This is a genomic window from Streptomyces sp. NPDC050617, assembly GCF_040654795.1.
Classification (GTDB): domain Bacteria; phylum Actinomycetota; class Actinomycetes; order Streptomycetales; family Streptomycetaceae; genus Streptomyces.
In genome coordinates, this window is record NZ_JBFAIS010000016.1 from 29,781 (window position 1) to 52,678 (window position 22,898).

A 22,898-nucleotide genomic window follows, 5' to 3' on the forward strand; every position below is an offset into this window, starting at 1 on the left:
CAATCGGTTCCCGCCCGCTCCCCTCGGTCCCCGGAGGTCCGCCTTGGACGCCACCAGCACCACGTCGTCCGTTCCGTTCTCCACGCTGATCCGCAACGCCTCGCACGAGCAGCACACGGAGGCCGAGAACTCGTCCTTCATGAGCGACATGCTCGGCGGCCGGCTCGGCGTGGACGCCTACCGGCGCTACACGGAGCAGCTGTGGTTCGTCTACCGCGCCCTGGAGGACAGCGCCGAGCGCCTGGCCGGCGACCCGGTCGCGGGCCCGTTCGTCCAGCCCGAGCTGGCGCGCACGGCCGCCCTGGAGCGCGACCTGGACCACCTGGCGGGCCCCGGCTGGCGTACGGACATCACCCCGCTGCCCGCGACCGCCGCCTACGCCGAGCGCGTGGCGCACTGCGCCCGCACCTGGCCCGGCGGGTACGTCGCCCACCACTACACCCGCTATCTGGGCGACCTCTCCGGCGGCCAGATCATCCGCGGCACCGCCGAGAAGACCTGGGGCTTCGAGCGCAAGGGCGACGGCGTGCGCTTCTACGTCTTCGACGCCATCGGCAACCCGGCCGCCTTCAAGCGCGGCTACCGCGAGCTGCTGGACGCGCTGCCCCTGGACGACCTGGAGAAGCAGCGCGTGGTGGACGAGTGCAAGCGCGCCTTCGCGCTGAACACCGCCGTCTTCCGGGAGCTGGGCACGGAATTCGGCGACGGCGCCAGCGGTCCGCTCAGCGCCTGACGGCCCCCGGGGGCCGTACCGACGACGGCAGGACCCGGCCGCCGACCTCGATGGTCCCGTCGAGGTGCGGCCGGGTCAGGACCTCCGACGCCGCACCCTGCCGTACGCACAGGGGCCGCCCCAGCTCCTGGGTGAGGATCATCGCCGCCGCGCCCGTGGCCTCGTCCTCGACGACCCCGCCCCCGCGGCGCGGGAAGGCCCTGGCCCGTACGACGCCCGCCGCCTCGTCCTGCCACGCCCAGGCGTAGAGCCAGCCCTCCCCGGCAGGCGGCGCGGGCAGCGCGTCCACCCCGGCAACGGACGCGTACCGCTCGGTCCGCCGCCCGGCCGCCCACTTGGCGTGGCCCCGGATCCACACGACGTCGCCGTCCCGGCGGGCCGGTACGTCTCCGGCCGGGGGCCGCAGCACGGTGCTGCCCAGCAGCCAGGCGACCCCGACCAGAGGGTGGCCCGCGAAGAGCAGCCGGACGCTGGGCGTGTAGATGTCGACGACCCCGCGCTCGGCGTCGTCGATGAAGATCGTCTCGCTGAAGCCGAGGTCGGCGGCGAGCGCCTGCCGCGCCTCCCGACCGGGTATCGACGCGCCGTCGCGTACGACGCCGAGGGGGTTGCCGCCCCGCCCGTCCGGTCCGCAGAACACCTTGAGCACATGAACACCCGTCATCGCGGCATTGAACCTCACCGGTCGGCACACGCCCCCCTTCTCTAGGATTGTCCGGTTGTCGACATTCCGATGAGAAGGAAACGCCTTGCCTGCTCTGCTTCCCCTGGCCGCCCTGCTGGCCCTGCCGCTCACCGCCGGTACCGGGCATGCCGCCGCCGCGCCGGAGTCCGCGCCCCGGCCCCCGGCGGTGTCCGCGACCGCCGCCGTCGCGCCGTCTGTCGCGACTGCCGCCGCGACGGCCGAGATCACCGAAGGGCAGGTCAAGGAGGTCGGGCCGGGTGGAACGCTCTTCTACCCCAGCGTGACGAGCTGTCTGACCGTGACCGTACGGCTCGACGACGGCGGCCTCGTCGGCGCGCACGCCAGCCTGTTCCAGGTGCCCGGCGAGTACCGCTCGGACCAGATCCTCGCGGCTCTGCGGGAGCGGGTCGGCGACCGGGGCGTACGAGCCGTCGAGGTGAAGGGCGCCGTCGGCGCCTGGGACCCGAGCTACTTCACGAAGGCGCTGGAGAGCTACGGGGACGGGGAGGACGTGCCGTTCCCGACCGAACCCGACCCCGACGGGATCGCCGACGCGGTGGCGAAGGGGACCGGGCAGCCGGCGGGGAAGGTGACGGTCGAGGACGTGCCGGACGGGGACCTGACCGTCGAGTAGGCACGGGGACACGCCTGCGGCCGGAGCCTTCGATGTGAGCGATCGGAGGCTCCGGCCGATGCGCGGGCCCCGCTGGGAGTCGGGCCCGCGCGGTCTACGGGACCGTCAGCCGCGTGCGTTGCCGCGGCGCCGGGTGGCGTACGCGGCCGCGCCGCCCGCGAGGACGAGGGCCGCGGCGCCGCCCACGAGCGCGGTGGTGGGGGTGCTGGAACCGGTGCTGGCGAGCGAGCTGCCGCCGGTGCCGGAGCCGCCCGTGATGCCGCCCGAACCGCCGGTCGTGCCCGCGCCGCCGCCGAGGCCGCCGGCCGACGAACCGCCGCCGGAGCCCGAGCCGCCGGACGCGCCGGAACCGCCCGGGAGCTGGGCGTTCTTGTCGAGGGAGACGTTCAGCGTGACCGGGTCGAGGTCGCGCTTCGAGGGCTCGTCGTAGTAGCCGCCGAACGCCTTGGCGCCCGCGTCCGTCAGCCGGGCCGGGACCCCCGAGAGCGTCACGATCTTGCCCTTGGCCTTCATCGGCTTGCCGCTCAGATCCAGGTCGGCGAGGCGCAGGTCCTTGCTGTTCTCGACCTTGCCGCTGCCGAGGGCCTTGGCGGAGACGTCCGCGACCAGCGCGCCCTTGGCGCCCTTGACCTGCACCTTGAGGTCGCTGAACCTCAGGTCCAGCTGGCCCTCGTGGCCGGTGAAGCGGACCGCGCCGTCGAAGGCCGCGTCCAGGGCGGACGTGTCGGCGTCGTACGAGCCGTGGCCCTTGGGGAAGCGGTACCCGTCACCGTTCTTCGCCGCGCCGCCGGACAGCTCGATGCTGCCCTTCGCGCCGCCGGTGATGTACGTGCGGAACGACTTCTTCACGCCCCAGTCGAGGTTGCCGTCGGCGATCGTGCCGGACTCGGCGTCCGCGTCGTCGCCGGACCCGCCGGGCGTCTTGCCGGGAACGGTGGGCTTCGCGCTCGGCTGGTCGGTCGGCCCGGTCGTGGGCTGCTTCGACGGCCCGTCGGTGGGGTTGGTCGTCGGGTTGGTGGGGTTGGTCGTCGGCGCGGTGGTGGGCTGCTGCGTCGGCTGCTGCGTGGGCTTCTGGGTCGGCTGCCCGCCGCCGCCCGCCTTCACGGTGAGCGTGGCCGGGTCCAGCTCCTGCCCCTCCTTGTACATGTCGTTGAACGCCTTCGCGCCCTCGGCCGTGAGCTTCGCCGGTATCTTCGCGAAGGTCATCGTGGAGTCGCCGCTGCTCCGTTCCGCCTTGGACAGGTCGAGCGAGGCCAGTTCGACGTCGTCCTCGGTCTTGCCCTCCGCGGTGATGTCGGCGGTGATGCTGCCGGCCGTGCCCTTGGTGGACAGCTTCAGGTCGGCGAGCTTGATGTCGAAGCGGTGCGCCTTCGAGATGAAGCGGACGCTGCCCTTGAAGGTGGTCGCGACGGCGTGCGTGCCCATGTCGTACGTGCCCGAGCCGCCGGTGAAGGTGAACGGGCCGTTGTCGGCGGCCTGCTTCGCGCCGTCCGCCGTCTCGATCGTGCCCTTCGCCATCCCGGTCACGTACTTCCGGAACGACTCCTTCACACCCCAGTCCAGGGTGCCGTCCTTGAGCTCCACCTTCGGCGGGCCGGCCGCGCCGCCGTCGGCCGCGAACGCGGGGATGCTCAGCGCGCCCGCCCCCAGCGCGAGGGCCGTGGCGGCGACGAGGGCGAGGCGCCGCGCGGGGCGGGCGGGGGGCGTGGAGGGGGTGACGGTCATGGTCGGGGTTCTCCTTGAGGGGGTGTTGGGGGGATGCGGTTCACGGCCGAGGAGGCCGTAAGCCAGGGCCGTAAGCCGAGGCCGTAAGCCGGGGCCGTCGCACGGCAGGGGCGGCACGGGAGCGACAGGGGCCGGCCCATCGCCGCGGAGCGCGCGGCGCACGCCCGTCAGTCCTTCGCGGGCGGGGTTCCGTCCTCCGCGCCCGCTCCGGCGGCGGCCGTCCGGTGCTTGCGGACGACGGTGAAGGCGGCGCCGGCGGCGATCAGAGCGACCAGCGCGCCCGCGCCCGCCGCGATCGGCACGGCCGATGAGCTCGACGAGTCCGACGAAGAAGCGGCTGCGGCGGGCGTCGGGCTCGCGTCGGCCGCCGTCGGCGTCGCGCTCGGCGCGTGCCCGATGTCCGGCAGCGGCGGCAGCTTCGCCTTGGCGTCGAGGGCGACGGAGAGGGAGACCGGGTCCATGTCGGCGCCCTCCTGGTACATGGAGCCGAACGCCTTCGCTCCCTCGGCGGTCAGCTTGGCCGGCGCTTCGGCGATCGCGATCAGGCCGTCCTTCGGCTTGAGGCTCTTCGCCTCGAACGTGGCGAGCGGTACGGACTTGGGCTCGCTCTTACCGTCGGCGACGCCCGCGGACAGCGTGCCCTTGCCGTCCCGGACCGCGACCTTCACCTCGCTGAAGGCGAGGTCGAGGTGTTTGCCGGTGAAGCGCAGGGTGCCCGCGAAGGAGGCGTCCAGGGCGCCCTTGTCCTCGTCGTAGGAGCCCTTGCCCTGGGGGAAGCGGAAGAGCGCGCCGCCGTCCTGAGCGCCGTCGCCGAGCTGCCACTTGCCCTGGGCGATGGGCCCGGTGACGTACTCGCGGAAGGTCCGGCGCACGCCCCAGTCGACGGCCGCGTCCGTGAACTCGCCCTTGGGCGCGTCCTTCTCGTGCTCCTTGTCCTTGTCCTTGGCCGCGTCGCCGGAAGGCGTCGCGTTCGGGGACGGGTCCGCCGCGCCCGGCCGGACGTCGGCCGACAGGTTCACCGGGTCGAGCGCGGTGCCCGCCGTGTAGTAGCCGGCGAACGCCTGCGCGCCCTGCGCGGTGAGGGTGGCGGGGATGTCGGCGAGGGAGACGGCGGTACCGCCGCCGCGCATGTTCACGCCGGAGAGGTTCAGCGCGGCCAGCGGCACCTGGGAGGCGGTGGTGACGCGCCCGCTGCCCTTGGCCTTGCTGACCATGTCGGCGTAGAGCGTGCCCTTGCCGCCGGCTATCCGGACGGTGGGGCGGCTGATGGTGAGGTCCAGTTCGTGGCTGCCGTCGGGCTTCTGGTGGCCGGTGAAGCGGACCCCGCCGGAGAAGCCCGCCTCGAAATCGCCGCTGTCCGGTGCGTACGAGCCCTTGGCGGAGTGGAAGCGGAACGCGCTGCCGCCGACCGTGGCCGCCCCGCCCTGGAGGGTCCAACTGCCGTGCGCGATGGGCCCGGTGACGTAGCTCTGGAAGGAGGATTTGATGCCCCAGTCGAGCCTGCCGCCCGAGACCGTGCGACTGTCCGCCGCGTGGGCCGTGCCCGCCGGGAGCAGCAGCGCCGCCGTCAGCGCCGCGGAGAGCGCGAGGGCGAGCGCCCTGCCCGCACCGACGGCGCGCACAGGTCTGAACGGCAGCATCAGGAACCCCTCCAGGGTGTGGTTATTAAGGTAAGGCTAACCTAAGCTACAACAGTTCAGGTCGGATACCTCCCGGAAGCGGAAAGGCTGAATCGTGCAGCAACGGCAGTCGGCGGGCGCGCCGATACGGGCCCCACGCCCCCTCCGCGCACTCGTGGCGGTCCTCGCCCTGGCCATGGCGCTCGTCGGCTGCGGCGCGTCCGCCGAGGGGAACGGCAAGAGTCCGGCCGACGCGAAGAAGCAGCGGGCCGCCGCCGACCGCGTACAGCCGATCGCGACGCGCCCCGCGCCCGAGCTGCCCGCCACCGTGCGGTCCGCCGACGGCCACGACGTGACCGTGCGCAGCGTCGAGAGGATCGTCCCGCTCACCGGCTCGCTCTCCGAGACCGTCTTCACCCTCGGCCTCGGCGACCACGTCGTCGCCCGCGACATCACCGCCACCTTCGAGCAGGCCAGGAAACTGCCGGTGGTGACCCGCGCGCACGACGTCTCGGCGGAGAGCGTGCTCTCCCTCAAGCCCACCCTCGTCCTCGCCGACACCACGACCGGACCGGCCGAGGCCATCGAGCAGATCCGGGCCGCGGGCATCCCCCTCGTCGTCCTCGACCCGCCCAAGAAGCTCGCCGACGTCGGAACCCGCATCGACGAGGTCGCGGCGGCGCTCGGCGTACGCGCGTCCGGCGACGAGCTGCGCAAACGGACCGAGCAGCGCGTCGCCGCCGTGCGGAAGGGCATCCCGCACGGCGGCAAGAAGCCCCGCGTCGCCTTCCTCTACCTCCGCGGCTCGGCCGCCGTCTACCTCCTCGGCGGCAAGGGCTCCGGCGCGGACTCGCTCATCGAGGCGGCGGGCGGCGTCGACGCGGGCGTGGAGTCCGGGCTGAAGAAGGACTTCACGCCGATCACCAGCGAGGCCCTCGCGAAGGCCGCGCCCGACGTGCTGCTCCTGATGACCAAGGGGCTCGACTCGGTGGGCGGCGTGGACGGCCTGCTGAAGGTGCCGGGCGTCGCCGAGACCCCGGCCGGGATGGACCGCCGGATCGCCACGGTCGACGACGGCGTCCTGCTCAACTTCGGCCCGCGCACGGACACCGTGCTCAAGTCCCTCGTCGAGCAGATCCACAAGGGCGGCTCCTGACATGGCCGTTGTGACGAAGGACGCGACGGCCGAGGGCCCCGTGGACGCCGAAGGCGCACCGCCCCGGCCGCGCGCCGCCGGCCGCCGCGGGCGGCGGACCCTGCTCATCGCGGCCATGGCCGCCGCCCTGCTCGTCCTCTGCCTGCTCTCCGCGGGCATCGGCGCGTACGAGATCCCCGTCGGCGACGTCCTCGGCTCGCTGCTGCACCGCGTCGGGCTCGGCGGGGCCCGGCTGGACCGGGTCGGCGAGAGCGTGCTGTGGAACGTACGGCTGCCGCGCGTCGCCCTCGCCCTCCTCGTCGGCGCGTCGCTCGGGTGCGCGGGCGCCTTGATGCAGGGCGTGTTCGGCAACCCGCTCGCCGAACCCGGCGTCATCGGCATCTCCGCGGGCGCGGCCGTCGGGGCGGTCGGCTCGATCGCGCTGGGGCTGAGCTTCTTCGGCAACTGGACGGTGACGGCCTGCGCGTTCGCCGCCGGGCTCGTCACGGTGCTGCTCGTCTACGCGCTGTCGCGGTCGGGCGGCCGTACGGAGGTGGTGACGCTGATCCTCACCGGCATCGCCGTGAACGCCTTCGCGGGCGCGCTGATCGGCCTCTTCATCTTCTTCGCGGACAACGCACAGGTCACCCAGATCACCTTCTGGCAGCTCGGCTCCCTCGCACAGGCCACCTGGCCGAAGGTGCTGGCCGTGCTGCCGTGCGCCCTGGCCGGGCTGGCCGTGGCCCCCTTCTACGCGCGGAAGCTGGACCTCCTCTCGCTCGGCGAACGCCCCGCCCGCCACCTGGGCGTCGACGTGGAGCGGCTGCGGATCACTCTGGTCCTGATCGTCGCGCTGCTGACGGCCGCCGCGGTGGCGGTGGCCGGGATCATCACCTTCGTGGGCCTGCTCGTCCCCCACCTCCTGCGCATGGCCGCGGGCCCCGGCCACCGGCTCCTCGTACCGGGCAGCGCGCTCGGCGGCGCCCTCGTCCTGGTCGCCGCCGACCTCGCGGCCCGCACCGTCGCCCAGCCGGCGGAGCTGCCGCTGGGCGTCCTGACGGCCCTCTTCGGAAGCCCGTTCTTCTTCTGGTTGCTGAGGCGGACCAGGCGCAAGCAGGGAGGCTGGGCATGACACACCGCTCGCCGCAGACCGCCGACCGGCCCCGCCTGGGTTTCCGGCCGGGGGTCCGGGGGTTGCCCCCGGAAGAACACAGCTGGCTGTTGCGACGGACCAGGCGCAAACAAGGAGGCTGGGCATGATCAAGGGGCTGTTCTCCTCCCGGCAGCGGGCGCTCCCCCAGCCCCCTGCCCCCGGTGCTCCCCTCGTCGAAGCCGTCGCCCTGCGGGTGCGGTTGGGGGCGCGTACCGTCCTGGCCGAGGCCGATCTCCAGGTCGCCGCCGGTGAGGTGCTGGCGCTGGTGGGGCCCAACGGGGCGGGGAAGTCGACGCTGCTCGCCGCGCTCGCCGCCGATCTGCCCGCCGAGTCCGGCGAGGTCCGCGTGGACGGGCGCGCCGCCGCCGACTGGTCCGCCCCCGACCTGGCGCTGCGCCGGGCCGTGCTGCCGCAGTCGGCCGCGGTGTCCTTCCCGTTCGCGGTTGAGGAGGTCGTACGGATGGGGCGCGCGCCCTGGGCCGGTACGCCCGCCGAGGACGCGGACGACGACGCGGTGTACGAGGCGATGGCCGCCGCCGAGGTGGCGGAGTTCGCCGAGCGGCCGTTCTCCGCGCTGTCCGGGGGCGAGCGCGCCCGCGTCGCGCTGGCGCGGGTGCTGGCGCAGCGCGCACCGCTGCTGCTGCTCGACGAGCCGACGGCCGCGCTCGACCTGCGCCATCAGGAGCTGGTGCTGCGGGTGTGCCGGGAGCGGGCGGCGGCCGGGGACGCGGTGGTGGTCGTCCTGCACGACCTCGGGCTGGCCGCCGCGTACGCGGACCGGGTGGCCGTGCTGCACGAGGGGCGGATCGCGGCGGAAGGCCCGCCGGAGCGCGTCTTCGACGCCGAGCTGCTGACGCGCGTCTACCGGCAGCCGGTGGAGGTCGTCCCGCATCCGCGGACCGGGGAGCCGCTGGTGATGCCCCGGCGGGAGCCGAGGGCCCGGCGGCGGGACGGGGGCTGAGGGCCGCGGTTCCCGGTACCCGCCCTCCTCGCCCGCTCCGCCCCCGGTAGGGTTGCGCCGTCCCAAGCAGCCCGAAGGAGCCGAAGCCCGATGAGACGCCGGTTGCCCCGTCGCCTGTTCACCGCACTCGCGGCCTCGACGCTCCTCACGCTGACCGGGTGCGTGACGGTGCACGGCGAGCGGGAGATCCTGCCCGCGGTGAGCCGGGAGGAGGCCCCCAAGGTCCTCCAGGGGTTCACGGACGCGTACAACAAGGCGTACCGGGAGCTCGATCCGGCGGCCGTCGACGCGTTCGAGGCCGGGCCGCTGGCAGCGAACAACCGGGCCGACCTCACCGCGCAGCACACCCTCTCCCCCGGCGGGAACAAGTCGTACCCGGCGCTGGAGTTCAAGGACCCCCGCTTCACCATCCCCGCGCAGGCCGGGTGGCCGAAGTTCTTCGTCGCGGACGCCGCCAGCAACCGCGACGGCAACCGCTGGTACCTGGTCTTCACGCGGGACGGGGCGAAGAAGCCGTGGCGCGCGGCCTATCTGTCGATCCTCAATCCGGACGACCGGCCCGAGTTCGCGGCCGGCAAGGACGGCTGGGCCGAGCCGGTGCCGGTGGGCGAGGGCTCGGGGCTGGTCGTCGATCCGGCCGCGATGAGCGGCGCGTACACGACGTACCTCCAGAGCGGCAAGGGGAAGTTCGCGCCGGGCCAGTCGACGTCGCGGACGCGCGAGGCCCGCGAGAAGCTGCGGCGCACCCCGTCGTTCTGGACGGCGTACATCGACACCCCGGCCGGGCCTCCCGAGTACGCGCCGCTGGCGCTGCGCACGAAGGACGGCGGCGCGGTGGTCTTCTTCACCGCGCACCACCGGGAGAAGCGGACGCTGGCCAAGGGGGTGAAGCCGGCGATCGGCGATCCGCGCACGAGGGCGCTGCTGACCGGCGACTTCAAGCGGTCGGTGACGTTCACCAAGGTCTCGGAGTCGGCGGTGCGGGTGCCGTCGAAGGACGCGGGCGGCCAGGTGTCCTTCCTCAACCGGATCGAGGGGCTCACCGCGGTCAAGGGCGACTGAGGCCCGTACGGCGCGGCTGACGCCCGTACGGACGGCCCTGGCCCCGAGGAGGGCGGCGGGCCGGTGTCAGCGGCCGATCGGCCAGGCCGCGGATTCGTGGTCGTGGTCCGGCCGCTCCCCCGCGAACTGCGCGCAGGCGTCGGTGAGCGACTCCAGCAGCGTCAGCGGCTCGGGCAGCGGCCGCTCGGGGCCGAGGAGCCAGGCCACGATCCCGTCGCCGGGCACCCGCGAGGGCGGTACGAGCACATAGCTGCCGCGGCAGTGCCAGCGCAGCCCGGGGTGCTCGTCCATGGTCTCGGGGTGGCAGTCCAGCTCGCACGGCCACCACTCGTCCTCGTCGTCCGGGGTGCCGCGGGTCTTGGTGAAGAACAGCATCCGGTCGGGCGCGCAGGTGGCGACGGGGCCGACCTCGACGCCCGCCGCGCCGAGCCGTTCCAGGGCCTGCCGCCCCGCTTCGAGGGGCACGTCGAGGACGTCGTGGTCGATGCCGGTGGCGGTGATGAAGTTGGCCTGGGGGTTGGCCCGCAGCCAGCCGCCGACCTTCTCGGGGTCGGTGGAGGCGAGCGTCTGCCAGGCGAAGGAGACGGGGTGGCGGCCCGGCGTCGGACAGCCGATGCGTTCGCAGGAACAGCCGTATCCCGACGGATGCGCCGCGAGGGCCAGTGGGAAGCCCGCGACGGCGGCGGCCAGGAGCAGATCCTCGCGGACGGCCTGGGCGTCCGCACCCGTATCGGCGGCCGTGCTCCTCGGTCGGCGCAGCCATTGGGAGAACCTGCTTTTGCGTTCCATCTATCCCCTCACTTCGACCGCGGGCTGGGATCAATGCTGCCACCATCCTGCTCCTGGTGTGACCAGTGTCCGTATCCGGGGTGGCCGGGACGGGTCGTACGGGCGTCAGGGGCGTACGTCGGCAGGCGGGGGCGCGCACCGGTGGCGCGCCGGGGCCCGTACGGACTGTGTGCGTAGGGCGTACGGACCGTGGCCGGCGGAGGGCGGCCGGCGCGGGCCGTCAGCGGGGGCGCAGGCCGTTCAGCGCGAGGTCGGCGACGGTGTCGGCGTACTCGTGGGTGACCGGGAGGGTGCGGGTCATGAAGCGGTGGAAAAGGGGGCCGACGAGCAGTTCGAGGGCGATGCGCAGATCGATGCCCTCGGCGACCTGACCGGCTTCCTGGGCGGTCCTGAACCGCCGTACGTACGCCTGGAGCTGCGGTTCGAGCACCCGCTCGGTGAGCAGGGCCGCGAGGTCCTCGTCATTCTGCGACTCGGCGGCGAGCGCGCGGGTGGGCGCGGCGAGGCGGGGGTCGTTGAGTTCGTCGACGGTGGCCCGCAGCACGGTCTTGAGGTCGGCTTCGATGTCGCCGGTGTCGGGCAGCTCCACGGCCCGGGGGTCGCCGCCGTCGGGGACGCACGCCTCGAAGAGCACGGCGGCCTTCGAGGGCCACCAGCGGTAGATCGTCTGCTTGCCGACGCCGGCGCGGGCGGCGATGGCCTCGATGGTCAGCTTGGCGAAGCCGCTTTCGGCCACGAGTTCGAGGGAGGCGTCCAGGATGGCGCGGCGGGACCGCTCGCTGCGGCGGGTGGAGTCGGGCGCTGTCTTGTTCGGCATGACCCGAAGGATATCGAGCGCCCTAGCCGAGACGTTTCGTCTTGGGCCGGGCGGTGCGCCGCGCGGGGGCCGGGGGCCGGCCCGCCGGGCGCAGGCCATACCGGACACGGGCCGTGAACCACCCGTACGGATCATGCGGTGCGGAGCGCCGGGGTGGACGATTTGGGCACGTGCGACATCCCGTACGTGCCCGACTCCGTCGTGAGGAGCTCTCCTTGCGTATGCCACCGCGTTCCGCCACCCCCCGGCGCTATCTGATGTGCCCTCCGGACCACTTCCGCGTCACGTACTCCATCAACCCCTGGATGGACCCGGCCAAGCCGGTGGACCTGCGGCTCGCCGTCGCGCAGTGGGAGGACCTGCGCGACCGCTACCGGTCGTTCGGCCACACCGTCGAGGAGCTCGAACCCCGCCCCGGCCTGCCCGACATGGTCTTCACCGCCAACGGCGCGACGGTCGTGGACGGCCGCGTGCTCGGCGCGCGCTTCGCCCACGCCGAGCGGACCGCCGAGGCCGCCGTGCACGCCGAGTGGTTCCGCGCGCACGGCTACCGCGACGTCCGGGAGCCGGAGCACATCAACGAGGGCGAGGGCGACTTCGCCGTCACCTCCTCCTGGCTGCTGGCCGGCCGCGGCTTCCGCAGCAGCCCGCTCTCGCACGCCGAGGTCCAGGAGTACTTCGGCCGCCCGGTGATCGGGCTCGACCTCGTCGATCCGCGCTACTACCACCTCGACACGGCGCTGTGCGTGCTCGACGCCGAAGCCGACGAGGTCATGTACTACCCGGCGGCCTTCTCGCCCGGCAGCCGGGCGGTGCTGGAGCGGCTGTTCCCCGACGCCCTGATCGCCGCCGAGGCGGACGCGGCGGCGCTGGGGCTCAACGCGGTGAGCGACGGCCTCCACGTGATGCTGCCGCAGGCGGCGGTGGGGCTGTTCGGGCCGCTGCGCGAGCGGGGGTTCGAGCCGGTCGGGCTGGACCTGGGCGAACTGCTCAAGAGCGGCGGCAGCGTCAAGTGCTGCACGCAGGAACTGCGCTGAGCGGAAACGGATGGGGTCCGGCCGCGCCGAACGGGCGGCCGGCCCCCGTCACTCCGACGGCGGCGGCCAGGCGTCGCCCCAGTCGGCGTCGCGCGCCGCGCGGTAGAGGGGGCCGTGGCGCTTGGTGACGGTCTCGCGGCGGATCTGCTCCTCGGCCGTGCAGAGGTCCAGCAGCACCTGCCCCTTGCGGATCTGCGGCCTGCGGACGACGCGGGACGGGGCCGGGTCCACGGGGGTCCGTACGGCCGCGACGTAGCTGAACTTCTCGTCCTCGTACGGCAGCGAGCCGCCCTTGACCCGGCGGTGCAGGGAGGAGCGGCTGACCCTGGCCGAGAAGTGGCACCAGTCCGTGCCCGGCACGATCGGGCAGCCCGCGCTGTGCGGGCACGGCGCGACCACCCGCAGCCCCGCGGCGATCAGCCGGTCGCGGGCCGTGAGGACGCGGCGGTAGCCGTCGGGGGTGCCGGGTTCGATGATCACGACGGCCCGCGCGGCGCGGGCGGCCTCCTCGGCCACGGCGTCGCGGGCGGCCTCGGTCAGCTCGCCGAGCACGTACGAGACGGTGACGAGGTCCGCGTCCGGCAGCTTCAGCCCGGCGCCGATCTCCGCCCGCTCCCACCGTGCCGCGCGCAGGGCCGAAGACGCCGTGCCGCGGACGAGTTCGCCGCCCAGCGCGAGCGCCGGTTCGGCCCAGTCGAGGACGGTCGTGGCGCGCTCGGCGCCGGGCCAGGCGGCGTCCACCGCCCAGCTCGCCGCGCCGGTGCCGCCGCCGACGTCCACGTGGGTGGCCGGCGACCAGTCGGGGTCCTGCTCCCGGAACGCGTCGAGGGCGGCGCGTACGGCCTCGAAGGTCGCGGGCATCCGGTACGCGGCGTAGGCGACCACGTCCGAACGGTCGCGCAGCACGGGCGCGTCCGTCGGCGTGCGCCCCCGGTAGTTGGCGATCAGCCGCTCGACGGCCTGCGCGGCCTGCTTGGGCGGAAGCCCGTCGAGCAGCTCGGCGAGCGCCGCGCGCAGCGTCTCGCCGGTCCGGGGGGAATCGGGGGCGTCGTACATCCGCCGAATTCTACGGGCCGCCGGACCGGCCGGGACGACGGTCCCGGCCGGGCGGCCGGCGCCCCGGCCGGAACCGCGCGTCACGACATCGCGGCACCACGGCGCTACGGCATCGCAGCGCCACGGCATTACGGGATCACGGCATTACTGGATTGCGGTATCACGGGATTACGGTATTGCGGCATTGCGGCATTGCGGCATTGCGCGCTCAGCACGCGTACATATAGCCGTGCCACATCAGATCCTTGACGGGAATCCAACCCTTGGTCTGCGTACCGTCGACACGGCCGTACGCCCAGAGGTTGTTGTAACTGTTGTAGGTGGAGCACCAGATCCAGAACTTCGTGCCCTCGGGGAACTTCTTCACCTTCGCGCAGTCCGCGTAGGGGCCGGTCTTGAGGTTGAAGCCCCCCGTGAACGTGCCGGAGGCGCTGCCGGGGTGGTCATGGGTGATCGAGTGCTTGCAGTCGACCGCCGCCTTCGCCGCGGGCGCGGCGCTCGCGGCAGTGCTGACGAGGGCGCCGCTCAGGGCGAGCGTCGACACGGCCAGGGCCGTCATGGTCCGTCTGAGCACAGTCGTCTCCTCTTCTCGGCTTCTCAGCAGCTCTTCCAGGTCCCGGACCACACCAGGTTGTCCCCGTACACCCAGCCCTTGGTCTGCGTGCCGTCGACGCGGCCGTAATACCAGAGGTTCTTGTAGTTGTTGTACGCCCCGCACCAGATCCAGAATTTGGAGCCCTCGGGGAATTGCTTCACCTTTCCGCAGTCGGCGTACGGGCCGGTCTTGAGGGTGATGCTCTTCTTGAAGGTCCCGGAGGCGCTGCCGGGTGTCTCATGGCTGATCGAGTGCTTGCAGTCGACCGCCGCCTTCGCCGCGGGCGCGGCGCTCGCGGCAGTGCTGACGAGGGCGCCGCTCAGGGCGAGGGTCGCCACGGCCAGCGCCGTCGCCGTGCGTCTGAGCACAGTCGTCTCCTCTCCTCCGCCCCTTGGCCGGGGGCGGACGCTGCGGGCTGTTTCCTGGCACACGGAGCACCGGGCCGCGACAAGACGAACGGCCCGGTCGCAAAAGAGTCTGATTGTGTACGCCAAGTGTCAATAGTGTGAACGAAGTTGAGCCAGTCGTGTGCTGCGGCTGCGCGCTGCGGTGGAGAGCGGCGGCACGGATTCCGTATCGACGGAGTTCGGCGGAGTTCGGCAGGGCCCGGACCCGTGCCGGTCGGCTGTTTTAGAGTTCCCAGGTCAGTCCTAGGCACCTGAGAAGGAATAGCGAATCATGCCGACCGAAACGTTCGAGTTCCAGGTAGAAGCACGCCAGCTCCTGCAGATGATGATCCACTCGATCTACTCGAACAAGGATGTCTTCCTGCGCGAGCTGATCTCCAACTCCTCCGACGCGCTGGACAAGTTGCGTCTGGAATCGCTGCGCGACGACGCGCTCGGCGCGGACACGTCCGATCTCCACATCGCCATCGAGGCCGACGGCGAGGCCCGCACGCTGGTCGTACGGGACAACGGCATCGGCATGTCGTACGACGAGGTCCGCGAACTCATCGGGACCATCGCCAACTCCGGCACGGCGAAGTTCCTCCAGGAGCTGAAGGAGGCCAAGGACGCGACCGCGGCCGAGGGGCTCATCGGCCAGTTCGGCGTCGGGTTCTACGCGAGCTTCATGGTGGCCGACGAGGTCACGCTGCTGACCCGGCGCGCGGGCGAGAGCCAGGGCACCCGCTGGACATCCGACGGCACGGGCACGTACACCATCGAGACCGTGGACGAGGCGCCGCAGGGCACCTCGGTCACGCTGCGGCTCAAGCCCGCGGACACCGAGGACAAGCTCTACGACTACACCTCCCCCTGGAAGATCAAGGAGATCGTCAAGCGGTACTCCGACTTCATCACCTGGCCGATCCGGATGGCGGCCGAGGCGCCCGCCGCCGCCGATGAAGCGGACGGGGAGGCCCCGGAGACCGGGAGCGAGCCCGAGCCCGAGACGCTCAACTCGATGAAGGCCCTGTGGGCGCGGTCGCGGGACGAGGTGAGCGACGAGGAGTACCACGAGCTCTACAAGCACATCAGCCACGACTGGACCGACCCGCTCGAAACGATCCGCATGCAGGCGGAGGGCACCTTCGAGTACCAGGCGCTGCTGTTCATCCCCTCGCACGCGCCGCAGGACCTGTTCATGCGGGACCACAAGCGCGGGGTGCAGCTCTATGTGAAGCGCGTCTTCATCATGGACGACTGCGAGGCGCTCATGCCGCCCTACCTGCGGTTCGTCAAGGGCGTCGTGGACGCGCAGGACCTGTCGCTCAACGTGTCGCGCGAGATCCTCCAGCAGGACCGGCAGATCCAGCTGATGCACCGGCGGCTGGCGAAGAAGGTGCTGTCCACGATCAAGGACATGATGTCCGGTTCCCCGGAGCGCTACGCCACGCTGTGGAAGGAGTTCGGCCGCGTCCTCAAGGAGGGGCTGCTCGGCGACTTCGAGAACCGCGACGCGATCCTCGGCATCTCCTCGTTCGCCTCGACCCACGACGCCGAGACGCCGACGACTCTGGCGCAGTACGCGGAGCGCATGAAGGACGGCCAGGAGCACATCTACTACCTGACCGGCGAGAGCCGGCAGGCGCTGGAGAACTCCCCGCACATGGAGGCGTTCCGGGCCAAGGGCATCGAGGTGCTGCTGCTCACCGACCCGGTGGACGAGGTGTGGGTCGACGCCGTCCCCGAGTTCGAGGGCAAGCAGCTGCGGTCCGTCGCCAAGGGCGAGGTCGACCTCGGCAGCGAGGAGGAGAAGAAGGAGGCCGAGACCGAGCGCGAGAAGCGGCAGGAGGAGTACGGGGCGCTGCTGACGTGGATGACGGAGCGGCTGGCCGAGGACGTGAAGGAAGTGCGGCTCTCCTCGCGCCTGACCACCTCGCCCGCGTGCGTCGTCTCGGACGAGCATGACGCGACCCCGGCCCTGGAGGCGATGTACCGGGCGATGGGGCAGGACATGCCGCGCGCCAAGCGCATTCTGGAGCTGAACCCCGGGCACCCGCTGGTGAGCGCGGTCAACAAGGCCCACGGCGAGCGCTCCGGGGCGGACGGGGCGGACGGAGCGGACGAGGCCGGGCTCGGGGAGACCGCGGAGCTGCTCTACGGGATGGCGCTGCTCGCCGAGGGCGGCGAGCTGAGCGACCCGTCGCGGTTCATCAAGCTGATGGCGGAGCGGGTGGAGCGTTCGCTGTAGCTCTCTTCGCCGGACAGGTCGGACGGGTCGGCGGGCCATGGGTCCGTCAGACGTCGGGGCGCACAAGCCGCCATGCAAACAGATTGTTCATCACGATCTGTTGACATCGGCTTGTGCGCCCTTCCATGCTGGCCGCATGACTCCCACATCCGGCGAGAACCCCGAGCAGGCCCCCGACCCCTTCACGCCCCAGCACCCCGACGAGGCCCGCGCCCAGCGCGTCTACGCCTCCCTCTTCCGCATCGCCGAGCGGCACGCGGCCACCGACGAGCAGCGCCGCCGGCAGGCCAACCCCGCGCTCCTCGGCGCGCACGAGGCCGTGCGGCTCGTGGCGTTCCTGCTCAGCGGGGCCGCGCTCCGCGAGGACGGCGAGCCCGAGGTGGACCACGCGGACATCACCGCCGCCCTGTCGCTCCTCCCACTGGTCCGCGGGGAGCTGGACGAGCTGGAGGCCGGGCTCCTCCAGATGGCGCGGGGGCGCGGCATGACCTGGCCCGAGGTCGCCTTCGGGCTGGGCCTGGGCACCCCGCAGGCCGCCCGGCAGCGCTACGAACGGCTGCTGGAGCGTACGGAGACGGGCCCGGAGTAGGGGCGGGGGTCCGCCCTCACTCCGGGCCCGTGGCCCGGCGCGGCCCCTGGCGGGGCCGGCTCTCTCAGCTCATGGTCTCGTTCCTGCGCTGCCAGGGGCGGCACAGCCCCACGAAGGCGGCGACGGCGGCGAGCGCGCAGGCCAGCTGGACGACGGCCATCGGTACGGCCGTGTGCTCGCCCGCGATGCCGACGAGCGGCGAGGCGATCGCGCCCAGCAGGAAGGTGGAGGTGCCCAGCAGCGCGGAGGCGGAGCCCGCGGCATCGCGGGAGCGCATGAGGGCCTGGGCGTTGGTGTTGGGCATGGCGAGGCCCATCGCGGACATCAGCACGAACAGTCCGACGGCGATGGGCGCCAGCCCCGGTTCGCCGAAGACGCCGGAGGTCATCAGGAGCAGCGCGACGGAGGCGAGGGTGATCACGGTGAGGCCCACGGCGAGGGCCTTGTCGAGGCTGACGCGGCCGACGAGGACCTTGCCGTTGAGCTGGCCGACGGCGACGAGCCCGATGGAGTTGATCCCGAACAGCAGGGAGAAGGTCTGCGGGGAGGCCCCGTAGATGTCCTGCACGACGAAGGGCGAGGCCGAGATGTAGGCGAAGAGCGCGCCGAAGGCGAGGCCGCCAGCGAGGGTGTAGCCGGCGAAGACGCGGTCGGCGAGGAGCGAGCGCATGGTGCGCAGGGCGTCGCCGAGGCCGCCCGCGTGGCGGCGCTCCGGCGGCAGGGTCTCGTGCAGCCAGCGCCAGACGACGAGGGTGAGCAGGATGCCGATGACGGTCAGGAGGACGAAGACGCCGCGCCAGTCGGTGAGCCGCAGGATCTGGCCGCCGATGAGGGGGGCGACGACGGGCGCGACGCCCGATATGAGCATCAGGGTGGAGAAGAAGCGGGCCATGGCGATGCCGTCGTAGAGGTCGCGGACGACGGCGCGGGCGATGACGATGCCGGCGGCCCCGGCGAGGCCCTGGACCAGACGGAACCCGATGAGCAGCGGCGCGGTGGGCGCGACGGCGCAGACGGCGGTGGCGAGGATGTAGATCGCCATGCCCGTGAGGAGCGGGCGGCGGCGCCCCCACTTGTCGCTCATGGGGCCGACGACGAGCTGGCCGAGCGCCATGCCGACGAGGCAGGCGGTCAGGGTCAGCTGGACGGTCGCGGCCGGGCTGTGCAGGGCGTCGGTGACCTCCGGGAGCGCCGGGAGGTACATGTCCATGGAGAGCGGCGGGAGCGCGGTGAGACCGCCGAGCACCAGGGTGACGAGCAGGCCGGCGCGGCGTGCCGCGGCCTTGGGCGGGGTGGGTATGCGGATTCCGTCAGCGTTCTCGGAGGTCTCGCGCGGCTCGGAATTCTCGGGGGTTTCGGGGTCCTTCTGGGTCGCGGCCGTGGTGGGGCCGGGGTCCGTCATTCGTCTCTCCATGGGGTACTTGGTTGATACACCATGGTGTCATGACCACGAGGGGCTGCGGCCCTTACCGAGGTATGAACCGGGTCGCATTGCGGTCAAGCCGGTCTCACCCCCGGATCGCCCGCCTCCGAGATGAAGGAGGCGGCCGTGGAGACGGGTGCGCCGGGGGTGCGGACGCCGGTGACGGTGCGGAAGTCGGCCCGTACGCGCTCCTCGTCGAGCGAGAGCAGGACGTACCCGCGGCGGCCGTTGTAGAACTTCATGTGCGGGTTGGCGGCCGTCATGGTGGACCAGTCGGCGGGCTTGTCCGTCCCGTCGAAGCCGCTGGAGACGGAGGTGCCGACGAACTCGACGCCGAGCGTCCGGGAGCCGGGCTTGTTGAAGTCCTTCTTGATGTCCATGGCGTAGTTGACGTGCACGTCCCCGGTGAGGACGACGAGGTTGCCGATCCCGGCCTGGGCGGCCCCGGCCAGCACGCGCGCGCGGGAGGCGGGGTAGCCGTCCCAGGCGTCCATGGAGAGCCGGGAGCGGGCGGCGGTGGTGTTCTTGCGGCGGCAGAAGACGACCTGCTGCGGGATGACGTTCCAGACGGCGGTGGAGGCGCGGAACCCTGCGAGGAGCCAGCGCTCCTGGGCCGCGCCGGTGAGGGTGCGGGCGGGGTTCTCGGACTCGGGGCCGGGGTAGTTCCAGCCGTTGCCGTACGCCTGGTCGGAGCGGTACTGCCGGGTGTCGAGCACGTCGAACTGGGCGAGGCTCCCGTACTGGAAGCGGCGGTAGAGGATCATGTCCGGGCCCTTGGGCCGCTGGGCCTCGCGCAGCGGCATGTTCTCCCAGTACGCGCGGTACGCGGCGGCCCGGCGCCGGCGGAACTGGGCGACCGGATCGTTGTGCTGGGAGATGTCGCCCGCGTAGTTGTTCTCGACCTCGTGGTCGTCCCAGGTGACGATCCAGGGGTGGGCGGCGTGCGCGGCCTGGAGGTCCGGGTCCGACTTCCCGAGCGCGTACCGCAGCCGGTAGTCGTCGAGCGTGACCGTCCAGTGGTTGAAGACCGCGGGCAGCGGGTGGTCGGTGTAGTTCCGGGCGCCCGCCTTGGCGTTGATGGCGTTCTCGTAGATGTAGTCGCCGACGAACAGGACGGCGTCGAGGTCCTCCTCCGCGAGGTGCGCGAGGGCCGTGTAGTAGCCCTCGTCGTACTGCTGGCAGGAGACGAGGCCGAGCCGCAGCCCCTCCACGGCCGCGCCGGCCGCGGGCGCGGTGCGGGTGCGGCCGGTCCGGCTGGTCCACCGGTCCACGCGGAAGCGGTAGTAGTAGTCGTGGGCGGGTTCGAGGCCGCGTACGTCGAGGTGCACGGTGTAGTTGTCCGCGGCGGGCGCGGCCACGGTGCCGCTCTGCACGGGCGAGCCGAACGCGTCGTCCGCGGCCACCTCCCAGCCGACGCTCACACTGCCGGTCGGCGGCAGGCCGCCGCCCGCCTCGTAGGGCCGGGGCGCGAGCCGTGTCCACAGCACGACGGAGCCCGGCAGCGGGTCGCCGGACGCCACGCCAAGGGTGAAGGGGTTCTCGGTGAGCGACTGCGGGGCCATGGGGCCAGCGTCGCGCGGCGGCGTCCGGTTGTGAAGGCCGCTACGCGCCGCATCTCGCGTGCCCTCCGGTCCCATGGACGATCGCGCTACGCGTCCGGGCCCTGACGGCACGCGTCCTCACTCCGTTCGACGAACAGCCGTGGTGACGGGCGCGGGCTCGGGCATCGGCCGGGCCGGACGCGGCTGATCGGGCAGCCTCGGCTGTCCGCCGGGCGGTGTTCAAGGGGCTTGGGCGGTGCCCGAGTTGACGGTGCGCGAAGATTTGTCGAGAACCTTCGGAGCAGAGGCAACCACAGCCCCATTTTCACCGTGTTCCTCCGTGAAGGCTTACAACACGCACACCAGGGAGGACCCCCCCATGAACCGTGCATACCGTCTCGCCGTTGTAGGTGCCCTCAGCGCCGCCGTGCTCACCGGCGGCGCGACCGCCGCCATGGCGGCCTCGAACCCGGCTCCGGCCCCGGCGAAGACCGCCCCCGCGAAGCCGGCCCCGGCGAAGCCCGCGCCGGCCAAGCCCGTACCCGCCAAGCCCGCGCCCGCCAAGCCGGCTCCGGCTCCCGCGAAGCCCGCCCCCGCCAAGGCCGCGCTCACCGCCAAGGCCAGCGCGACCTCGGTCAAGGCGTGGGAGCAGTTCCGGATCTCCGGCACGGCGACCGGCATCAAGGCGGGCACCACGGTCACCCTGCAGCAGAAGCAGGGCGCCAAGTGGGTCTCGCTGCCCGCGTCCGTCGCCGTCAACAAGTCCGGCACGTACTCCCTGCGCGTCAAGCTCGGCATCAAGGGCAAGAACGAGCTGCGCATCGCCGGCGGCGGGGTCGTCTCCCCCGTGCTGACGGTGACCGTGCGCTGAACCGCGCGGCGCGAACACGCGAACACACCGCGATGAGGGGCGAGTCCGGCGGCTCGCCCCTCATCGGCGTCCGGGCGGCGGGCGCCCGGCCGGCTACGACGTGCAGGAGACCTTGAGCGCCGAGGCCGCGTGATGCGCGTACGTGCTCGTGTCGCCGTGCCAGTCGTACCCCTGGTCGTGCAGCTGGACCGCGAGCTTCTGGTTGGTCACCGGGAACGTGCCGGGCACGTTGTACCAGCCGCCCTGGTTGTCGACCTGCCGGATCGAGAACGACCCGATCTGGTTGCTGCTCTTGGGCGTGAAGTACTTGTAGACCGTGTAGTGCGAGGGGTCGCCGCCCACCTTCTGCAGGCTGCTGTTCCGGGGGATGTAGACCGAGATGCCGCACTGCTTGGCGTTCGCGGGGGTGTCGAACAGCCAGTTGACGCTGTTCCCCTTGTCGTGCGAGTCCCCGGACATCGGCACCGAGAGGTACGAGCCGCCGCAGCCGGAACCGCTGTAGCCGCCGGACGACGAGGTCCAGCCCTTCTTGCCGTCGGTGAAGTAACCGTTCTTCTGGAAGCGCTGGCTGTCGCAGTCGGGGCCCGCGACGGCGCTGAAGACGACGGACGACACCATCTTGTTCATGGACTTGGGGGCGCCGCCCCCCTTGGAGCTGTCGCTCTTGCTCGTGGAGCCGCTGGAGCCGGCGCCGCTGCTCTTGGAGCCGCTGCCCTTGCCCGCGTCGGCGCTCCCGCCGCCCTTGCCCGTGTCCCCGCCGCCGTCGGCCTTCTTGTCCGCGCCGCCGTCCGTACGGGCGCCGCCGTCGCCGTCGCCCTTCGCTCCGCCGCCCGGCGAACTCGCGTCCGTGCCGCCGTGGTCGGAGGCCCCGTTCGTGGGCCCGCCGACGGCCGGCAGGCCCGCGGCCCGGCGCTCGGCCGGGTCGGTGCCGGGCACGTACCCCTCGGCGGGGTCGCCCGCGCTCCAGGCCGCCGCCCGCTCGCCGGGCCCGGACGCGCCGCCGCCGCTCTGGAGCGCGGAGACGACGAAGGGCGTGGCCAGCAGGGCGGCCCCGGCGAACGCCGCGGCGGCCACCATGGGCTTCGGCACGCGGCCGGGGCGCTTGGGCGAGGGGGCGCCCGTCCCGTCGCCGGGCGGCGCGGCGGAGGCGGCCACGGCAGCGGCGGCGGTGGCGGTGCCCGCGCCCGCGGCGGCCGTCGCGGCCTTCTTGCCCGCCTTCCGGCCAGTCAGCAGACGGCCCGCCTTCTTCTCCGGACCTCCCGCCGTCCCCGCTTCCTCCGCTGCCTCCGCCGTCTCCGCTGCCTTGTGTTCCGCCTCGCCCGCGGGCTCCTTCGCGGCCGGCTCGTCCCCTGCCACGGGGGCCACAGCCCCCTTGACGACACCCGAGGACGACTCGGACACCGGGGCGGCGGGCGGCGGCTCCTCGGCCGTCGCCTCGACGGCGGCCGTCGCGACGCCCACCGCCACCCCGGCGTGCGCCGACTCCCCGGCGGCGGCCGACGCGGACGGCGCCTCGTCGGGCTCGGCCTCCCCCCGGCCCAGCGTGCCCGGCACGGCCGCCGGTCCGCCGCGGCCCGCGCCGCCGGACTCCTCCTCGGCGCCCGCTCCGCTGTCGGTGACACGCGGCGCGGGGGCGCCGATGACGCCGCCCACGATCGCCGTGTCGCCGTCCGCGGCCGTGCCGCCGGGACCGGAGACGGGGCCCGCTTCCGGCTCCGCCCCGGCCCCGCCGTCGCCGTCCGGCTCCGCGGACCGGTCCTGGGTCTGTCCCATCGGTTCCCTCCTCGTTTCGGCCGCCGCCTTCGGGGCGCGGCGGCGGGAATTGCGTTCGGTCGG

General features: G+C 72.9%; 21 protein-coding genes. 10 read left to right on the forward strand and 11 right to left on the reverse strand.

The genetic code is table 11. The features are described from left to right. Positions 1-43 precede the first annotated feature (43 nt). Positions 44-733, forward strand: coding sequence for a biliverdin-producing heme oxygenase (locus AB0I49_RS21680; RefSeq protein ID WP_363228655.1), 690 nt, complete (start codon positions 44-46; stop codon positions 731-733). Here AB0I49_RS21680 and AB0I49_RS21685 read toward each other — a convergent pair. After that, a complete protein-coding gene (locus AB0I49_RS21685) occupies positions 723-1,397 on the reverse strand; it encodes a PhzF family phenazine biosynthesis protein (RefSeq protein WP_363228656.1) in 675 nt (224 codons plus the stop codon). The genes AB0I49_RS21680 and AB0I49_RS21685 overlap by 11 nt on opposite strands. A gap of 85 nt (positions 1,398-1,482) precedes the next feature. Here AB0I49_RS21685 and AB0I49_RS21690 point away from each other — a divergent pair, with 85 nt between their 5' ends. Further along, positions 1,483-2,052, forward strand: a complete 570-nt coding sequence (locus tag AB0I49_RS21690) for a hypothetical protein (protein ID WP_363228657.1) — start codon at positions 1,483-1,485, stop codon at positions 2,050-2,052. Positions 2,053-2,157: 105 nt separating this feature from the next. Here AB0I49_RS21690 and AB0I49_RS21695 read toward each other — a convergent pair whose 3' ends face one another. Beyond that, positions 2,158-3,777, reverse strand: a complete 1,620-nt coding sequence (locus AB0I49_RS21695) for an HtaA domain-containing protein (RefSeq protein WP_363228658.1) — start codon at positions 3,775-3,777, stop codon at positions 2,158-2,160. 167 nt (positions 3,778-3,944) lie between these two features. Beyond that, complete coding sequence (locus AB0I49_RS21700) at positions 3,945-5,417, reverse strand: HtaA domain-containing protein (RefSeq protein ID WP_363228659.1); 1,473 nt, start codon at positions 5,415-5,417, stop codon at positions 3,945-3,947. A gap of 94 nt (positions 5,418-5,511) precedes the next feature. Here AB0I49_RS21700 and AB0I49_RS21705 point away from each other — a divergent pair, with 94 nt between their 5' ends. From AB0I49_RS21705 to AB0I49_RS21720, 4 genes are all read left to right on the forward strand, one after another. Next, on the forward strand, positions 5,512-6,552 hold the full coding sequence (locus AB0I49_RS21705; protein WP_363228660.1) for an ABC transporter substrate-binding protein: 1,041 nt from the start codon (positions 5,512-5,514) through the stop codon (positions 6,550-6,552). Position 6,553: 1 nt separating this feature from the next. After that, entirely contained in the window at positions 6,554-7,663 is a 1,110-nt protein-coding gene (locus tag AB0I49_RS21710) for an iron ABC transporter permease (protein ID WP_363228661.1), read from the forward strand. Positions 7,664-7,781: 118 nt separating this feature from the next. Further along, positions 7,782-8,645: a heme ABC transporter ATP-binding protein gene (locus AB0I49_RS21715; RefSeq protein ID WP_363228772.1), complete on the forward strand. Its 864-nt coding sequence runs from the start codon at positions 7,782-7,784 to the stop codon at positions 8,643-8,645. Positions 8,646-8,735: 90 nt separating this feature from the next. Further along, on the forward strand, positions 8,736-9,707 hold the full coding sequence (locus AB0I49_RS21720) for a hypothetical protein (RefSeq protein WP_363228662.1): 972 nt from the start codon (positions 8,736-8,738) through the stop codon (positions 9,705-9,707). Positions 9,708-9,773: 66 nt separating this feature from the next. On the opposite strand, the gene AB0I49_RS21725 is transcribed toward AB0I49_RS21720, so the two are convergent. Together AB0I49_RS21725 and AB0I49_RS21730 are read right to left on the reverse strand one after the other, a co-directional pair. Beyond that, positions 9,774-10,496, reverse strand: coding sequence for a bifunctional DNA primase/polymerase (locus AB0I49_RS21725; RefSeq protein ID WP_363228663.1), 723 nt, complete (start codon positions 10,494-10,496; stop codon positions 9,774-9,776). Between the two features lie 220 nt (positions 10,497-10,716). Continuing rightward, positions 10,717-11,313, reverse strand: a complete 597-nt coding sequence (locus AB0I49_RS21730) for a TetR/AcrR family transcriptional regulator (protein WP_363228664.1) — start codon at positions 11,311-11,313, stop codon at positions 10,717-10,719. A 221-nt stretch (positions 11,314-11,534) separates the two neighbouring features. Here AB0I49_RS21730 and ddaH point away from each other — a divergent pair, with 221 nt between their 5' ends. Next, entirely contained in the window at positions 11,535-12,350 is an 816-nt protein-coding gene (gene ddaH, locus AB0I49_RS21735) for a dimethylargininase (RefSeq protein ID WP_363228665.1), read from the forward strand. A gap of 48 nt (positions 12,351-12,398) precedes the next feature. Here the strand turns inward: ddaH and AB0I49_RS21740 are convergent, their stop codons facing one another. The 3 genes from AB0I49_RS21740 to AB0I49_RS21750 all read right to left on the reverse strand — a co-directional run bounded on the left by AB0I49_RS21740 (position 12,399) and on the right by AB0I49_RS21750 (position 14,369). Beyond that, complete coding sequence (locus AB0I49_RS21740; RefSeq protein WP_363228666.1) at positions 12,399-13,406, reverse strand: small ribosomal subunit Rsm22 family protein; 1,008 nt, start codon at positions 13,404-13,406, stop codon at positions 12,399-12,401. A gap of 208 nt (positions 13,407-13,614) precedes the next feature. Then, complete coding sequence (locus AB0I49_RS21745) at positions 13,615-13,980, reverse strand: hypothetical protein (RefSeq protein WP_363228667.1); 366 nt, start codon at positions 13,978-13,980, stop codon at positions 13,615-13,617. 23 nt (positions 13,981-14,003) lie between these two features. After that, entirely contained in the window at positions 14,004-14,369 is a 366-nt protein-coding gene (locus AB0I49_RS21750; RefSeq protein ID WP_363228668.1) for a hypothetical protein, read from the reverse strand. A gap of 310 nt (positions 14,370-14,679) precedes the next feature. Between AB0I49_RS21750 and htpG the strand changes: the two genes are divergently transcribed. Further along, entirely contained in the window at positions 14,680-16,638 is a 1,959-nt protein-coding gene (gene htpG / locus AB0I49_RS21755) for a molecular chaperone HtpG (protein WP_363228669.1), read from the forward strand. Positions 16,639-16,774: 136 nt separating this feature from the next. Further along, entirely contained in the window at positions 16,775-17,227 is a 453-nt protein-coding gene (locus tag AB0I49_RS21760) for a DNA-binding protein (RefSeq protein WP_363228670.1), read from the forward strand. Positions 17,228-17,291: 64 nt separating this feature from the next. Here AB0I49_RS21760 and AB0I49_RS21765 read toward each other — a convergent pair whose 3' ends face one another. Together AB0I49_RS21765 and AB0I49_RS21770 are read right to left on the reverse strand one after the other, a co-directional pair. Beyond that, a complete protein-coding gene (locus AB0I49_RS21765) occupies positions 17,292-18,629 on the reverse strand; it encodes a multidrug effflux MFS transporter (RefSeq protein WP_363228671.1) in 1,338 nt (445 codons plus the stop codon). Positions 18,630-18,724: 95 nt separating this feature from the next. Further along, positions 18,725-20,212 carry an alkaline phosphatase D family protein gene (locus tag AB0I49_RS21770; RefSeq protein WP_363228672.1) on the reverse strand — a complete coding sequence of 496 codons (1,488 nt, stop codon included), beginning with the start codon at positions 20,210-20,212 and terminating at the stop codon, positions 18,725-18,727. Positions 20,213-20,570: 358 nt separating this feature from the next. Between AB0I49_RS21770 and AB0I49_RS21775 the strand changes: the two genes are divergently transcribed. Next, a complete protein-coding gene (locus AB0I49_RS21775) occupies positions 20,571-21,062 on the forward strand; it encodes a hypothetical protein (protein ID WP_363228673.1) in 492 nt (163 codons plus the stop codon). Positions 21,063-21,155: 93 nt separating this feature from the next. Here the strand turns inward: AB0I49_RS21775 and AB0I49_RS21780 are convergent, their stop codons facing one another. Beyond that, on the reverse strand, positions 21,156-22,835 hold the full coding sequence (locus AB0I49_RS21780; RefSeq protein WP_363228674.1) for a hypothetical protein: 1,680 nt from the start codon (positions 22,833-22,835) through the stop codon (positions 21,156-21,158). Between the last annotated feature and the right edge of the window lie 63 nt (positions 22,836-22,898).